This is a genomic window from Oribacterium sp. HCP28S3_H8 (assembly GCF_052064775.1).
Classification (GTDB): domain Bacteria; phylum Bacillota; class Clostridia; order Lachnospirales; family Lachnospiraceae; genus Oribacterium.
Window position 1 is genome coordinate 172,666 of record NZ_JBQHUZ010000003.1, and the last position, 18,224, is coordinate 190,889.

General features: G+C 47.4%; 5 protein-coding genes. 1 reads left to right on the top strand and 4 read right to left on the bottom strand.

Going from position 1 to position 18,224, the window contains the following annotated elements; all coding sequences use genetic code 11:
• Window positions 1–194: 194 nt before the first annotated feature.
• Complete coding sequence (locus tag ACTNEN_RS05020) at window positions 195–1,889, top strand: phospho-sugar mutase (protein ID WP_441204950.1); 1,695 nt, start codon at window positions 195–197, stop codon at window positions 1,887–1,889.
• Window positions 1,890–2,106: 217 nt separating this feature from the next.
• Here ACTNEN_RS05020 and ACTNEN_RS05025 read toward each other — a convergent pair whose 3' ends face one another.
• The 4 genes from ACTNEN_RS05025 to ACTNEN_RS05040 form a co-directional block, all read right to left on the bottom strand.
• The gene (locus ACTNEN_RS05025) at window positions 2,107–3,141 is read right to left on the bottom strand and encodes a threonine aldolase family protein (protein WP_441204951.1); all 1,035 of its coding nucleotides are present in this window, start codon (window positions 3,139–3,141) and stop codon (window positions 2,107–2,109) included.
• Between the two features lie 111 nt (window positions 3,142–3,252).
• The gene (locus tag ACTNEN_RS05030; RefSeq protein WP_441204952.1) at window positions 3,253–3,861 is read right to left on the bottom strand and encodes an N-acetyltransferase family protein; all 609 of its coding nucleotides are present in this window, start codon (window positions 3,859–3,861) and stop codon (window positions 3,253–3,255) included.
• 29 nt (window positions 3,862–3,890) lie between these two features.
• A complete protein-coding gene (gene alr / locus ACTNEN_RS05035; protein ID WP_441204953.1) occupies window positions 3,891–5,060 on the bottom strand; it encodes an alanine racemase in 1,170 nt (389 codons plus the stop codon).
• 273 nt (window positions 5,061–5,333) lie between these two features.
• Window positions 5,334–18,197 carry a SpaA isopeptide-forming pilin-related protein gene (locus tag ACTNEN_RS05040; RefSeq protein WP_441204954.1) on the bottom strand — a complete coding sequence of 4,288 codons (12,864 nt, stop codon included), beginning with the start codon at window positions 18,195–18,197 and terminating at the stop codon, window positions 5,334–5,336.
• Window positions 18,198–18,224 lie beyond the last annotated feature (27 nt).

The window sequence follows — 18,224 nt, forward strand, 5'->3', positions numbered from 1 at the left end:
CTTTAGGCGAATTCATTAGCAGATTCTTTATTATTTCAATTCGCCTTCAATTCAGTGCACGATCGATTTTTCCTAATCCGTTTGAGTTATCCCCGAGATATGTTACACTATTTTTGTATGCTTGTGCATAAATTTTGCTGACTGAAGCAGGCAGATGAATTTGTAAATGATAAATCACAGGAGGAAATGAATATATGGATTTTGAATCACGTTACAGTGACTGGCTCACACACCTCGGGGCAGACGACCCGCTGCGAGACGAGCTTCTTAAAATAAAGGACAATCCCGGCGAGATCGAAGACCGCTTCTATCAGGAGCTCTCCTTTGGAACGGCAGGTCTCCGCGGCAAGGTCGGCGCCGGAACCAACCGCATGAACCGTCTCACCGTCGGCAAGGCGACCCAGGGAATTGCCGATTACATCATCGCACACGGACAGGAAGCCATGGACAAGGGTGTAGTGATTGCGCATGACCCGCGCCACTTCTCCAAAGAATTTTCCGAGCTTACCGCCGGTATCCTCGCCGCCAACGGCATCAAGGTCTACACCTTCCCGGATCTGCGTCCGACTCCGGAGCTTGCGTACATGATCCGTGTCCTTGGAACAGTATCCGGTATCAATATCACAGCATCACATAACCCTAAGGAATACAACGGCTACAAGGCATACTGGGAGGATGGCTGCCAGGTTTCCTCCGAGGTTGCGGACGGTATGCAGCAGAAAATCAATGCAGTAGATATCTGGACCGGCATAAAAACCTCTAATTATCAGGAGGGCGTTGCCTCCGGTAAAATCATCGTCCTCGGACCGGAATATGACCGGAAATACCTGGATAAGATCGAGAGCCTTGCGATCCACAGCGGTGACGAGCTGGATCTCTCGATTCCTTTTGTCTACACCCCGCTCAATGGCTGCGGCTCTGTTCCATTCCGGCAAATGCTTACGGACCGGGGCTTCCGGAACTTCCGGATTGTACCGGAGCAGGCGGACCCGGATCCGGATTTTACCACCGTCGGATATCCGAACCCTGAGGATCCCAAGGCATTCGCCTTAAGTGAAAAATACGGCAGAGAATTTGGCGCCGAGCTTCTGATGGCAACCGATCCGGACTCTGACCGCTTTGCCATCGAAATCCGGGATCAGGACGGAAATTATGTTCCGCTTAACGGAAACCAGACCGGCTATCTCCTTGTAAACTATATCCTGGAGGGACATAAAACCGCGGGGACACTGCCGGCAAAGGGTGCCATGGTGAAATCCATCGTAACCTCAAGTCTCTCTACTATTATGGCAGATGCCTATGGGGTTAAGATGTTTGAGACGCTGACCGGCTTTAAAAATATCTGCGGTAAGATTCCATACCTGCATGAGCATGGCTATACCTACCTTTTTGGATATGAGGAGTCGGTTGGATACGCAATCTGCGAGGATATCCGGGATAAGGACGGAATTTCCGCCGGTATGATGGTGGCGGAGGCTGCGGCATACTACCGGAAGCAGGGAAAAACGCTTTGGGATGTACTCAATGAAATTTACGCAAGGTATGGCTGCTTTGCAGAGGATGAGCCGAATATCGTGCTCGAGGGAATCCCCGGCGCCGAGCGCATTCAGCGTATGATGAAGTGGCTGAGAGCAAATATGCCGACGGAGATTGCAGGCGTGCAGGTATCCAAGGTGATTGATTATAAGGACGGCTATGAAGATATTCCGGCGCAGAATGCACTCCGGATCCTCCTGGACAACGGTACCTGGTTTGCAATCCGTCCGAGCGGAACCGAGCCAAAGATCAAGTTCTATTTCTACTCCTGCCAGCCGACAAGAGCACAGGCGCTCAAGGTAAATCAGGAAATCAAGGATTCCGTACTCAGCATGGTGAAGGCAGTGCAGTAAAGTCCGTGCGGTAAGGGTCGTGCGGTAATTTGAGTAAAAAAGTCATCCGATTGAGACAAGTCTGTATCAATTCGGATGACTTTAAAAGAATGTTCTTGAGTCGAACTCATCCGAAGCGAGATGATAAGTTTCGTTTCGGATGAGTTTTTTGCTAAAATTCGAGAGGAGAATAGCTGATATATTACGATCCGGATGAGTTTACAAGAAATTTGAAGGCTCAAAGCTGCTCAATTGCCTTAACAAGTGCCTGCACCTCTTCTGCTTTGGTGCTCCAGGCGGTGCAGAAGCGGACAACGTTGCGGTTGTCTCCATCCTTTAAAGTAAACTCAAAGATGAAGTCCTTGCTGAGTGCTTCCATCTGTGCGTCAGTAAGCACAATAAACTGCTGATTGGTAAAGCTCTCTATATAGGAAGAAATACCCTTTTTCTCAAATGCTTCCTTGATTTCCATCGCATAGGCATCAGCCTTACGGGCAAGCTCCACATAGAGATTGTTCTCGAGAAGCGTTGCAAACTGAAGTCCAAGCGTCCAGCCCTTGGCAAGCACGGCTCCACTCTGCTTCATATAGCTCTTGAAACGAGGGCTAAGCTTCGGATCCGGGATCACCAGGGCTTCTCCAAACAGTGCGCCGCATTTGGTACCGCCGAGATAAAAAACATCGGTAAGCCTTGCAAAATCCTCAAGACTAAGATCATTTTTTTCCGAGCCAAGTCCATACGCCATCCGGGCGCCATCGACAAAGAGAAGCATATGGTACTTCCGGCAGACCTCTGAAATTGCGCTAAGCTCTGCCTTACTGTAGAGCGTACCAAATTCTGTGGTAAAAGAAATGTAAACCATGGAAGGACGCGTCAGATACTCCGGCTCCCCGGCTTCATAATAGGCACGGGCCAGCGCCTCAATCTGCTCTGCGTGGATTTTACCATCTGTATTGGGTAAACTCTGGATCTTATGGCCGGTGTTCTCGATCGAAGCGCATTCATGTGCATTGATGTGTCCGGTATCTGCGGCAATCACACTGTCACATGGACCAAGGAGCGCATGAATCGTTACAAAGTTAGCCTGCGTTGCTCCCGGGAAAAACCAGACAGCAGCATCAGGACACGCGGTTAGTTCCCGGATCTTATCTGCTGCACGTTCACACCACGGATCCGTACCATAGCCGCTGAAATTCTCGTCATTGGTTTCCATGAGTCTCTTAAGGATTTCCGGATGCGCTCCGTGATTATAGTCATTATTAAATCGTATCATATGCAAGTCCTTCCCCGATGCATTCACGCATCTAAAACCAACACACATAACATTTTAGATGTCTTTGCTTATCATTATCAAATCTCATACAGGATGATAAGCTGGACACTCTTAACTTCTGAGCACCGTCCCCACAAGCTTCTCTCTCACCTCTGGAAATGCTTCAACCGCCTCCGGATGCGCAGTATGCTCGCCGATCAACTTTTCCATCCAGATCATATCGTACCAGCACCCGAATTTATATCCGCAGTCATGAAATTCACCTACCAGCCGATAGCCGAGATGCGCATGAAACTCCGCACTGTTTTTTGTGAGATGATCATCTGCTTCGCGCGGATAGGCAATGCATGCATTAAGATTCAATATATGCATTGCCCGAAGCACCTTCTCCAGCACATCATATAAGCCTCTGCCGACACCACTGTGCTGTACATTCCGATCCACATAAATAGAGGTTTCCACTGCCCAGTCGTACGCCGCGCGTTCATGAAACGGGCCGACATAGGCATATCCCAGAATCTTACCATCCTGCTCCGCCACAATATACGGATACCTTTCCAGCGTATGCCGGATCCGCTCTGTAAATTCCTCTAAAGACGGAACCTCGTATTCAAATGTAATCGCCGTATCCCGGACATAGGGCGCATAAATTTCCAAAAGCCTCCCGGCATCCGCGAGCTCCGCCGTCCGGAATGTAAGATCTCTGCTGATATGGTTCATTTTCATCCTTTCCGGTGACGCCGGGCAAGTTACATTCGCAGGAGCAGCTCCCTGGAGATCACCTCGCCGTGCTCAAGATACAGACGCGGCACCCGCTTGCTGACAGCGCAGACAAGCTCATACGGGATTGTCCCGGCAAGCTCCGCAAGCGTTTCCACCGGCTGATGCTCACCGAAAATTTCAATTTCGCTTCCGACATCCACACCAGGCTTTCCCGTGAGATCAATCATGCACATGTCCATGCAGATCTTCCCTCTCTGCGGTGCCGGTCCTTCCTTTGTGATGAGACTGCAGCGATTGGACAGCACACGGAAAAATCCATCCGCGTAGCCATACGGCACCACGCCGATCCGCTCGGTCTCTTTGGTCGTGTAAATGCCGCCGTAGCTGATTTTTGTCCCCTTGGGATAGATCTTGATGGTGCTGACTGTCGTTTTTAATGCCATGAGCGGCTTAAGTCCAAGCTGTTTTGCAAAGTCACCATAGCCGTAAAGCAGAAGCCCCGGACGTACCATGTCAAGATAGGTCTCTGGGAAGCGCACTGTGGCACCGGTATTGGCACAGTGACGGATGCGGAACGTATGCCCCCATTTTTTCTCGGCAGCCTCAATCACACTTGTAAAAAGGCGGAACTGATGCTTCGTATAAATGTCCTGCTCTTTGCCCGGTTCATCCGCCACGGCAAAATGCGTGAAAATGCCTTCGGCATCCAGTCCCGGCAGACGACATGCCTCTACGATGCCATCCACACCATGCTCAAAGTAATCCCCGTCACAGATATATCCGAGACGGGACATGCCGGTATCCACCTTGATATGGACCTTAAGCCTGCCGCCGTATTTCACTGCTTCCTCGCTGTACTCATGCGCTTTGGCCTCGCAGGTGACAGCCTGTGTGATATTAAAGCAGATCAGACGATCCACCTGTTCCTTGGGTGTATGCCCTAAAATAAGAATCGGCATCGTAATGCCATTAAATCGTAATTCCATCGCTTCATCAATACTGGAAACCGCAAGATAATCCGCGCCCAGACTCTGAAGCTTTGACGCAACCTGCACCGAGCCGTGTCCATACGCGTCAGCCTTGACCACGCCTAAAAATTTTACATCCTTACCAATATAGTCCCGGATCTTATGATAATTATAGCTGAGCGCATCCAGATTGATTTCCGCCCAGGTTCTCCTAAGTGTTGATTTCATATATCTCTTTCGTTTTGTCAGGGGAATGCTTCTTTGCCTGCATGCTCCCCTTCTCTCCTTTTATGATTAATTACGTCCCGGACAGGGCATGCAGCTATTGTAGCACGTTTTGAGCCAATGCGGTAGCATATCGCATTGCTTCATTTTGCTTGCTTTTTTACCGCTTTTACCAGTTCCCTCAGCTTTAAGAAATTCTCAAGCAGAATTACCACAGCACAAAAAACGACTGATTCTATCCGTTTCACCGGAAAGAACCAGCCGTCTCTTTTCTACTTATTTCTTTTTACGTTTTTGCAGGCAATATGCCAGAAGTGCAGCAGCAGATCCGAGCATCAGGAAGAAATATCTCCATATTGCGGACGGATCTCCGGTCAGGATTTTGTCTCTGGAGAGTTTCTTTTTCCTTGCAGAGCCCTCCTGATTCGATTCTCCTTTCTGTTCGTTCTGTATATCCTGCTCTTTGGCCTCTGTCCCGGAAATTGCAGACTCTGCTGTTTCAGATGCAGCCTGTTCCGGTGAGATTTCCATACCAGGACCGGTTGTAGAATCACTACCGCCGATCATCTGGTTAATAAACGGAACCGACCTCAATCCTCCAACGATTCCCCTGCTGGAGCCGCCTCCAGAGCTTCCACCGGAGGTATGCGTGTCGGAATTGACCGCCGCCTGTTTCTTAAATGGAATACCAACGTCTATCGGCATCGCGAGGTATCCGCCCTCTGCTTCATTTATATGAATCTTCACTGAGCTAACCTCCTGCCGTTTTGTCCTCGACAAAACATACACTGTGCCACTGACATGGATACCATCAGGCTCTGTGGAAGCAGACGGTGTTATGGCAAGCTGCATCGCCAGCGGCCGCGCCTTAAGCATGTGGTAAAAACTGTTCATGTGAAGCATTGTCTTGCCACTCTTCTGCGTCCCGGCCCCAATCTTAAGGACAGCATCAAATGTATACTGATCCTCTGTCTGTTTCTTAAGCTTCAGCTTTACCGCAGAGTGATTTTCACTGACGCTGCCGGAAAGTTGTCCGGCCTGTCCGATCGCAAGATGATCGAGATCAATAACATACCCGTCCTCCGCTGTGCCGTACACTACCGTTTGTTTATAGCGCCGGTGTCTGTCCTTCTCCGGAACACCATCCGAACCCGGATTGTCTGTTCCATTCTCGACTCGTACCAGTCCTCCTACATCACCCTCCGTCGTATTCTCAACTGCCAGTGTCGGTACAAAACGGACCTTGGCCTCACTGCTGTACGGAAGTCCATCCGTCTGAGCGCTAAGCTTCAGTCTGATCTCATCTCCCTGATCTTTCCAAATCTCAAAATCCGGATATCTTGCACGCAATGCATCATAGCATGCGTCCGTCTTTTCCTTCGGGTTGCCGTCCTGATCCAGATAGTCTGCTACGTCTATCGTTTCGATCCGGCTGCTATCCGCAGAGTAGTTACGGTACAGAATACGGAAGGAGTCACTGTTATCCCAGTTTTTTTCCGGCTTCCATGACACAAGCAGGCTGTTAGCTTCCCAGTCGGTCGCGGAATCTGTGTCCATCTCAATGCCCTCTCCAGACGGCTTCTCTGCATCCTTCGGGACCAGTACACTGACCAGCCCTCCACGGGTTACTACAGCACCAGACATATCCTCAAGCTCAGGTGTCGTATTGTCAATCTTTGTAAATACGACAGCCCGGTTCTCTACAGTAATGATGTCTCCCTTAAAGCTCTGATCCGTACGTCCTGTCGGCATCACATAGGCATCCTTGGAAATAATTACTCCGTTAGGATAATTGTAGCTTCTCGCATCATTCTTGATTTCCTCATTTTCGGTGATGGTTTCTTTTGTCACCTCCCCTTCTTCTGTCTGTACCACTTCCGCACCATTCTTACGATAGGTAGTCTGGTACTCCGTTTTATAGGTATCCGAATCAAGCGACCGGGCTCTCAGGATCTCCTTAACTCTATAATAGATTCCGGTCGGCAGATCAATTTCTGCTGCCTGACCGCCGGCGAGACAGATATATCCGTCACTATCTTCTGTATTCACAGTTTTGAGCTCCTCACCGCTATTCCTATCCTTTACGACATAAGGCCCATGATAGTCCCCAAGCTTTGTCTCAACTCCGTTTGGTTTGTCCTCCGTCGGTATCATCGCATAGAGCTCCACCTCCATGTTAAAAAGCTCCTTCTGCGGACCGCTGACATTAAGTTTCTCGATCCGCAGTTTTCCGCTATTTGTAAAGGTTGTCTTCAGTGTGTTTGTCAGAGTCAGGTTCAGTACTCCTGCCTGACTCTCATCCCTGCTGAGTTCTGTGCTATAGTAAATGCCCTGATCATTATCATAAAGATAATTCGGAATCAGCCCGTTTTCCGACAACGTATAGATGTTTTTTAACGCGGTATAGTTTCCATCCGCCTCCTTTATGATATCGTAGCGGGGCAGATGCTGCCACTGGGATGGGCCTGGATCCTTCCAGCCATCTTCCGACCGGAGCATCACCGGATCTCCGACCGGTACAGATTGCGCATCTCCCTCGTGCTTCTTATATAGCTGCACTTCGATGGATCTTGGGCGAACACTTTCCTCAAAAGCTTTTTTCATGGAATCCTCGGAAAAGTTCTCCGCAAATTTCTTCTGTACATGGACATCAACATACCTCTCAGAATCATCATACATCACGATTGTATTGTTGTTTCCGTTTACGACATAGCCGTGCTGCCGCAAATGCTCATTTTCCGGTAGATCCGAAATCCGTCCATAGGTATCCACGCCAAACCAGATATCATCCGTTTTAAGATAATCCTTTGGCGCTTCAATTTCCCGGATATGGTAGAGCTTCATGTTGTTCCGACCTGTACCTCCCGGAAGTCCAAAGATCTCAAAACTTCCATCTGGATTGTCAATTTGGAAGGTTTCTGCCATCTCTGCATCCGCTGAACTTGTCCTGTAAAATGGAACAACCTTGTCATTTTCATCCAGGATCCTGAACTTTCCGCCTGTCAGAGGTTTGACAGATGCGTTGCCGGACGAAATCTCACTCGAGCTGGCTACAGAATACCCCATCTTTGTAAATGTAATATGGTTGATTCCATTGACAACCGGCTGTGCCAGTGTGACGATCGTGCCGGCATTTTCACGATCAATTTCAAATCGGTATTCATTTGCCGTCTCTCCCGTCTTAAGATGATATCCGGTCGCAGCCTCCGTCTCCATAAGAACATACTTACCCCACGGAAGTTTCTCGATCTTCAGGATTCCGTCATTCACGGAAGCTGTGGGCTCCGCCAACCTTGTATCCTTATCCATAAGCTTCAGCTCGACCTGCTCTAAATCAGCTGGATTCTGCTTCTTCACAATAAGCTCCGCCCATGTTTCATAGCGATAGCTCTTGCCGGTCAGGAACTCAAGTATACTATCCTTAAAATCCACAAAAAAATTCTTTGTATCACTCTGATCCCGGAACAAAACGAAGTGCGTATCATTCAGGGCCTTGTTCGGTTTATCGGACGAATGCTTCTCAAGCGAAATCGTTCCGGTAAGACGCAGATTATCCATCTCCCCAAGAGCTTTCATCTTATCTCCGGAAACACCGCCGGAAGCAAAATCCTCATTTCCGATCTCAAACTCACGGATGAGTGTTTCCGGAGGTACAGCTTCCGCTGTATTACTAAGCTGATAGCCCTGATTTTTTGTTTCAATGAAACGATATTGGCCCTTTTCTGTAATTTCTACATAATTCAGGTCATCGCCCATCTTATGTACATATCCCTTATCATCAGATACATATTCCGCAGTATCTGTTCCACTGACAGAGATCCAGTTCTCTCCTTTCTTTTTCTGCAATGTAAATTCTGCTCCGGCAAGCGGTGTCTTCTGCCAATTCTCTGTTGCTCCGTTGTATTCATACCTTCCGGAATCAAACTTTTTAAGCTGGACTCTCGCGAGGAAACGCTGATTCTCAAGTTCTCCGATCTGATCCTCGAGCGTCATCCGAGCAGTATCATGCTCTGTATTATCCAGCATATTTCTAATGAATTTTTTGTTTCCGAGATAGCTGCCAAAATCCTCGGGACGTATCGAAAATTCCATAAGCTTATCTTCAAAATATACGTCATCAGGTACAGCGATCTCATGGAACAGATACTCACCCTCCGGAAGCTGTATCCACGCATTGCTATCCGCACTTCCGGATGCGGTCTTTGGTCGAAGCAGCCCGTCTTTATCCGTGATGCCATAGACCACCGAGGTCTGATGCATCTCACTTGGACTTGCAGTCTGCCCCTTCCGATAGATCTCTATCTCCACTCCGGCGATTGGAGTACTGTCCCCGGACCTAAGCTTACGAAGGCTGACCGGTATCATAATCTGCCGATTGAGAATTCGTATTCCCTCTGTAGTGAGCAGGGCATTTTGCTGAGTAGTTTCTCTATTAAAAAGTTTCGCGTCTGCACGTTCCGTGTTAATGCTGTTTCCGTCCTTATCACAGAATACGATTCCGGAATCCCGTGCTTCATACTCCCCCGCGTCAACGCCGACGAGTTTAAAGTAAAGATCTTCCGCCGCATAGTAGCCCGCTGGACGCTTCTCCTCTCTAAGGCGATAGATCACGCCCTCCTCAAGTCCTGAAACAGTTATCGCCGGTTCTTGCTCGTCCCAATGGAACAGATCCTCGGAAACCGATAGAAATTCACTATCCCCCTTTCCTTTTTTACTAAGTGTAATCTCTGAACCGGGAAGCAGCTTTTCTTCCGCGTCTGTCTTTTCTACGGTAAATCTCGTCAACTTGTTTTCTACCGTAATCGTAGGATCTTGATCTGGAGAAATCTTTGTATCTTCGCTGGTATCCTCTCTACTTCCACTGGTGAAGTGAATCATCTTATTTCTTCGGCCAGTTACCTGAATATTTCCATCCTTAGCGACGGTGATGTACGCTAGGTTCCCTGTCATCCGCGCGTAGCCGGCAGGAGCGGTGATCTCCTCCATCTGATACTGATGTCCGGGGATCAGTGCACCGGCCAGAGATATCTTCCCATCCTTTCCCGTCGTAAACTGCATCGATGCTTCCGTACTGCCGCTTCTCTCACCGCTCTCCGTAAGAGTATCCGTATAGAAATGATATTTCGCTCCTCTTGTCTCATCTGTCAGCTTAAATACTCCTCCAGGAAGTATAGCTTCTCCGGCTTGCTTCTGAATCGTAAGCTGTACCTGCTTATTTACAATCAGAATTTCGGAGTTCACCTCTGGTATCTCACAGTAAACATCCGTTCCCGCAATTTTGGTGTTCTCCGTCTTTTCTGTTTCCGACGAATCACTGCCGGAGACCTTAACATTATACTCCGGATAATACTCCGGATCCTCTGCCAGCCGCTCCTTCACAAAATAGTGAATCGGCTTTTGATCCTGATTATACTTCGGCAGATAGTCCACGGTCACGGAAGCTATTGTTCCCCCCGTACTAACCTTCAGTTCTTCTGTTGCTACCGGCTTCGCGTCAGTAGCTAGTTTCGCACTCTCTCCTTTCTCAAAATTACTTGCGTAGATATCCGCAAAGAACTTTCCTGTTCTGCCAGGCGGCAGTTCTTTCTTAACGGTAATCTGCGCATGCCTTTCATAGTGGTTGGTAATGGTGACGTAATTCATGCCGAACCCGTCATAGCTTACCGTATACGAATTAACGAGCTGTGTCTTATCGGTTATGTTAAAACCGTTTTCAAGTTCTGAGCTGCCCAGGTCGTCAATTTCAATCACAGCATATTTCACTGTCTTAGCCTCTCCATTCACAATGATGGAGTTTGGAAGATTCTTAAAGGTCCTCTTCCAAATGGTATTAACATCATTGCTGCCCGGATCCCGATCCTGATCAGAAAGACTCAGCGTACTATATGATGTATCCGCTCCGCTTCCCTTTAACCAGAACCATCCTTTGCTTTGATCGCCGCTGATCACAGCATTCTTTGCATTAACAATAGTATAATCATTGTCAGGCGTATCCAACGCATACAACAGCGCAAGATTGATGTTTTCAGGACGATGTTCCAGTTTTAAAGACTTTTCTCCCTGATCCGATTCCCACTTTTTCACTACCGTCAATGTCTTATCAGATGTCAGCTGATTCTTAATCGTAACGATTTTTGTATCTGCATTCACAACCTGTACAAAACCTGACTGAGTAATCTCATAGTTTCCCAAATGGCATTTGCTGTCCTTAGTTTCGGTATTATTTGCAAGAATATTGTCAAGAAGCTGCTTTGTCTTTTCCGAAATTTCTGTCGATGTCGCTTTAATATTGTTTCCGTTATAGCTCACCCAGTCATACTGCCCTTTGGATCCGTTCTTTTCGATGGCCACCTCCAATGCCACATAGCTGTACGGAACACCATTTTTGTTATGGCTGGGAAGCTGCTGATAATCCGTACTGTACTTCGCATGCCTTCCGATATCCTGTGTGGAGGAAATCGCCTTAGTGCCATACGTCGCCGAATTTTTATCGTTATCCGTCTCTGTATCAGTGACCAGCTCCCAATCTGACCCCGTAGATGCATCTACGGTAGTAGAAGCGCTGGAGTCATTTGCAACACTCGCCTTCCGGAACAGCTGCACCAGAACAGAGTTCTCTCTCACTTTATAGACATTGATGCTATCTAACCAGTTTTTCTCAATACGAATCGTACCGTCTATGGTGTTTTCCAGATCAGAATCCAAGCTCAGAGTTCCATTATCCTGCAGTGTAAGTGCTGATTTCTCCACAGATCCTCGTGTGATTCTGTAGTTTCTCTCCGTACGATTTGGTTTCTCCTGTGTGTCCTCACTGTAGGACTCCGTTACTCTATAGGTAAAGGGCTGTCCGTTCGGTGCGTATCGCGGGAAGCTGACACCCGATACCGGCTCGATCGTAAACGTCCATCTGTCGTTATCCGGATCTGGCTTCGTCCAGCGTACCGTGATCTCTTCCGGCTTATACTGATAGGAGCTATAGACCGAAGGAGTAGAAGAAGTCGCAGTATCCGCAAATGGGTTATCCACCCCGGACTGCGCTCTGGCTGTCCTCGTCAGTGTCAGGATCATATCTGAGACCTTACCATCCGTTTCGATTTCTGGTCTGAGCTCTTTCTGTCCGGCATCATTCCAGTTTTTCGTTCCGGTAATACTCAAAATCGTAGAATCATTTTTATATGTATTTGTAAGGCGGATTTCCTTTATATTTTTCTGCTGTGCGTCACTTGTACCTTCCTTCGACATATCTACACTGCCATCAATTCCGACATTGCTGATGATATACGGCTGATACGTCTTGTTTCCGTCTGAAAAAATCTTCAACGCCTTAAATCCGTCTCCGCTAGTTGACGGAGTATAGGATGGCGCAAAGCTCAGATCCTCGCAGACAAAATATACATACTGTTTTCCATTGGACGCATACATCGGGAGCAAACTGTCATCCGTTCCCTCGCCCCAGGATGTGATGGTATCTGTTCCTTTTGGGTTATTTGTACCATCGTCTTTTTTCAGCTTGTAACTGATGATCTTTTCCGCAACCTGATAAACGCCTCCCTTTTCTCTTGCGGTATCTGCATCGGCGCAGATCTCAGGCATCTGCTCCTCCCCATCAGTTCCATCTGCTTTTGTAAGCTCTGGGAAGCCATCAGTCTTAATATCGTTTTCATTATACTCACCACGATACAGCACAAATCTTGCCCGCGGAACTGTCGTAAAGTTCTCAGGGAAAGTGACATTGTCCCAGGACTTCGTGACGGTAATCTTTCTCGCATTGGTGGTACCGACATGATAGGTATTGGTCAGATTGAAGTCTGCAATGCCCGAACTCATGACATAGTCCTTCATCTCCGTCTGGTCATCCATAAGGATCTGCTCCTTAAGCTTATAGTTGTACCGGTATCCCCTGGAGTCATACTTAGAGAAAGACAAAAGCCCAGTAGACGCATCAGAAACGTCTTCTTCCATTCCGTCCATATGTGTCTTTGCCGATCTATCAAAGCGATAGCTTTCTCTGTCATCCGCAAGAGTCGTATAACCGAGATATGTTCCGGACACATCGGAGCTCCCCTGCGTTTCATCCTTTGGAATCTCACTCATCGTCGCGCGATACAGCTTGATTCTGGCCTCCGGCTTTTGGTCCTGACTATTATCCATGTTAACCCACTGTTTCATGCCGTAGATCTTGATATAATCATTAATATTGTTGACAATCGCAATCGTGGGCTGTCCATTCAGATCAAGATAGCCGTCTGTTTCCGCAACGTCAGCTGCTTTTCCGCTAAGATCATAGCTGCTGTAATACTCCGGATCCTGATACTCCTTCCGCTTATTGACCAGCGTGGCGGTACATGCATATTCACATACCTTTCCCTGCGCATTGTACTTCGGAAGTCCGTCGATCGACAGTTCCATCTTCTGATAATACTTCGGATTTGTACCGGCCTTTTCCTGAGAGTCCTGAAGCTTCCAGTCATACTGGCTATCCTCCAAAAGCTCATATTTATATGTGTTATTGGCTGCATCAAAGATCTTTCTGTATATGTTAAAGGAAACATCCGGCCGGATGTTCTTTGTCGCTGCATCGTTCCAGATCACCGGAACCAGATAATGCAGCATGCCTCCCGTCATCGTATTCTGAAGCGTCAGATTATGAATCTCTGTAAAATGACTTCCGGAAATAGTGCTTACGACGGTTGATTCCTGATCCTCTCTCATGTAGAAGCCGTTCACCGCATTTGTTTTATGGGTCGGGATCTCAATATAATCATGCACTCCCGGTACATATTCCTTTACCGTATATGTTGCGCGCGGATCAGCGTCTGGTATTTCAAACTGAATCGCCGCAGTATTTTGATTATCACTCTCCTTTGTTCCCTCAGCGTTTTCCGTTAAAACCTGAGCTTTTACGCTCTGCAGATCTATCAGACTGCGATCTTTCCAGTAAAAGACTACAGTTCCAATACTTTGACTCTTTCCATCGACATTTTGAAACAATTCAAGCTTGAACTGATCCTCGCTTCTGTCTTCTTTATCATCTCTCCAGATCGTACGTACATTAACTTTTACTGTACTGCTGAAACTGTTTGTAATTTGGGCGTAGAGCTCGCTTACGCCGTCGTCTTCTGATGGTGTAAATAAACCATCGTCTTTTCCACGTATCTCAGAGTGATATCCCGGCAATAACGCGGCTCCATTTCCATCGACTTTGGAAGCGATCTCTGTTTCGGCGGCCCACTGCTGATGATCTAAAGTGTCATTGTGCTGGTCCCCTACGTTTGACTCGATAACAGCGAGCGCGAAGCCTGACGGGATTTCCCCGGACTTTTCAGCATTTTTAAAGGCCTCTCTATCCTTATCACTAAGCCCGGAATCGGAATCCCCACCTGTGAGAATCGCATTAAAAATCTCCTCATAAGAAATCCATTTCTTACAGCTCCAGTTATTACTATCCTCCAGGACGATTTCAAATGGCTTAGAACCGTTGGACTCATAAGCCGCAAGATCCTTAACAATTGGATACGTATTAGCAGACGCGGTGGCAGTCCCCTGGTCGGATGCCCCGGAAGCGCCTGTTGCAGCATTCCGCAGCAACACAACATGCAGTGTTACCGGCTGGATATACTCAGATTTCAGTCCGACGTTCCAGTCCTTCTTTAACTCAAACCACTTTCCGCTGCCCCCGGTACTCTTACTGTTTTCTACTGTGCAGCTGACGCTGTCCCTCTGATCAGCACTTGTACCAAATTGTCTGCCGGAAGAATAGTAAACATTGGAACCGCTGAGATTTTCTTCCGTCATATCATAGCTGATATAAGCGCCCTCAACATCATATTCCGGAACAATCCAGGTCGGAAGCTTCCATGTCGTACTGTTTCCTGTCCTTTTGGGAAGCCAGACCACAAAGCTTGTCTGCCAGTTACCGCTTTCCGTCTTTTTCCAGATGACAGTTTCGCCACTCACGAGAGACATCTCATCTAACTTAAGTACCGGCTCTGTTTCCGTTCCACTATAGTCTACAAGTTCTATCCGATACTTTGCCTGTTGATCACTGTTCTGTGTGCTCTTATTATCGCTCTGCCCCGTCTCACTGCTGCTTTCCCCGCCCGTGTTTTCATCCGCATCTTCAGGCGTAAGCTTAATATCGTATGCTTTGCTGACACCACTGCTTGTCTCTTTGTTAATCTCAAGCGTTATGCCCGGGAGCAGTTCCGGCCACGGTGTGGTCTGCGTATCACTCCAGATCTTTGTAATATGCAGCTCCTGTTCCGCTTCCAGTGTGTTTTTTATGCGGACTCTGGCGGAGTCTGTCGTATTCTCCGTATTTTCAGTGACAGACCAGCTTTCCTGCTGAACCCGGTAATTACGATCTCCGATGCTAAAGTAATGATCCACCGGCGTCGCATTTCCGACCTTAAGCTCCTTTGCGCGGAACTCCAGTGCTTTTCCCGTTTCGGAGTATACATTCACAAGCTCCTTCAACGTCTGTTCTCTGGTCGGACACAAAGTTGAAAATCCGGATAACGTAATCGGGGACAATACATCCGTCCAGCCCTGCTCGTCCTCCGTCTGAGACTGATTTCCCGATGTTTCCGCCTTTACCCGGCTCTGAAGCTGCAGGGTAACATCCTGTCCTGCATATTTTGCAGACGCCTTGGACAGCCAGTCCTTCTCCAGCGTAAACGGTATCTTGCGCTCGATCACATTGCGAATGATTTCACCGTCATATGCGCCGCTCGGGCGAGAGGACACAGAAGCAGACTCCGTGCCTTTTTCCTCTGACTCATCTTCATCTTCCTTTTCTCCCTCTTTGGAAACATAGCTTCTGTGAAAGCTGCTGTCTGTGGGGAGCAGCTCTTTTACAAAATAGGTATACGGATATCCTTTTTCATCAAACTCCGGTAAACTCGGAGAATGTCCAGTCCCGGTAAAATCCGCATCCGTGAGCGTCATCTCATAACCACTGAGTCCATCCTTTGTGATTTCGGAAGGCGAGGCTTTATTGATCTTTATACTGTACTGCTTTCCATTTGCATCAATCGCTGCCGCAGGCTTTGTGGTTTCTTTTCCTGCATAGCGGTAAAGAAAGAGTTCGATTCCATCCGTAAGATCCTTTTTAAATTTCTCTGCCGCGTACAAATCCGTTTGATCAAAAAGCCACTGTACTGTCGTCGTGAAGTTATTTTGGCTTTTAAGTGTTGCTTCGATGCTGCCACCATCTCCCAAAACGGAGATATTGGAGCTCTTGATTCCATTGTTATAGGCAATGTCATAATAACTACTGAAAGCATCGCCCTCTGCGCCGATCAAAATCTTATCTGTTTTCAGCCTTGCCACATAACTCAGTTTCTTTCCAGTGGCATCAAAAGCCGGTAATCCAGATCCCGAAATAATATACGAGTCCTTGTTGTTATCCGCATTTTCCAAAGAGATCGTATAGTCTTTGCCCTTGATTGCCGTACTCTCCGTAAATCGTGCGGCTTCCGACGGCCAGATATACATATTTCCATCTAAATCGTCAGAGCTCAGGCGATGCGTTGTGTCTTCTCCGTCATACCAGTTAATATCAAAATGGAACTGACTTTGGATAATATTTACCGCCTCTGACACAATCTTATACTTGTCAAGTGATGCATGCTTTCCGCTCTCGATGACATAGCAGTTATTATCCGCTTCACAGTTGACATTATAAGCACGTTTGTTGCCGGTACTATTTGGTACGGTTTCTTTAATAAAGTAGACAGTATCCTTATCCGCCTTCAGGTTTTTAAATGTATAAGTCCATGTATTTTTACTCTTTTTGATGTCTGGCTCCGTCTGTAATGCATCCACCGCAATAATTTCCGCACCATCACTTTGATACAATGTAATTTCCGGCGCGTAATTATCTCTGTCCTCATCTGTCAGATCGTCATACCACTTGATTGTGAAACTGACATCACGGAAAGCCCCAGGTTGACAATTAAAAGTGATTTCCGATGTTGCTTTCCATTTTGCTTCATTTTGAACACGTTTAAAGATAACTTGTTTGCTAGATGAATCCCGAACATAATATCCATCTGTAAACGCACTATTGTCCTCATTTAATGAGATATGATAAAAATCGCTCTTTGTCGTCAGTCTGTCTTCACCAAGATCCGCACTGTCGCTTCCTTCCTTTATATATACAGGAATTTGTATCTGATACGATTCACCATTGGTAGTCGCAATACTATCTAACAGATTGCATTCCTCTGTAATGTCCTGAGTGCCGCCGGTGGCTTTCGTTCCTCCGGTGATGGTAAAAAGATTTGCAAGGTTCCCGCTGTCCGGACGATGGCTTTGCAGAGACGCCTTATCCTTGTCGTTATAATTGATATTTACCGTTACCGTAATATACTCCGACTCGCCATTGTCGTTTATATAGGGAACGTAGTTTGTACCTTCCGTTGTTCCGTTTGCTGTCAGCGTCGTTAAGGTTTGCGTAACAGCATCCAGGCCTTTTTTCAGGAGATTTGCAAGCGTCTCCTCTGATGCAGTTGTCTCCTCTAGTGCATTTGTTTCCGTCGATGCATCTGAACCTTTGGTAAGACCATCCGCAGTCTCACTCTGTCCCTGCTCTGACTTTGTATCGGCAGCTGCATTCGCGCTCTCCTCCTCATCGGAAGCATGCTCCTGTGTTTCCGAGGGCGCACTCCCTTCTGTCACATCACTGTTTTTATCTTCCGTTTTTTTATCTTCATCGGATTCACTATCTTTTTCCTCGTCATCAGATTCCGCCGGATCTTTTCCATCTTCCTTTTCGTCCGCTTCTTCCTCTTGTCCGGCTTTTTCCGACTCGTCATCCCCTTCCGTGACGATTGCTGACTCTGCATCCTTACCATCGGCAGATTCCGAAACGCTCAAAGAAGCATCAGCGTTTTCTGATGCTTCTGCTGCATTCTCATCTTGTTGTTTCAAATCCTGGCTTGTGTTCTGACCGCTTTCCGAGGTCAGTGTACCCGTCTGCTCCGTCTCTGCCGCATAGACTGTCGGTACCGAAGCCTTGGAGAATCCTATATTTCCGGTCAGCATCGTACTAACCAATAGTATTGAAATCCATTTCTTCCACCGATTCTTGAACCGATCTCCACTTAAGCGATGCTCCCTCTCGTCACGTCTCTCCATACTCTCTATCCCCATTTAAACATATTT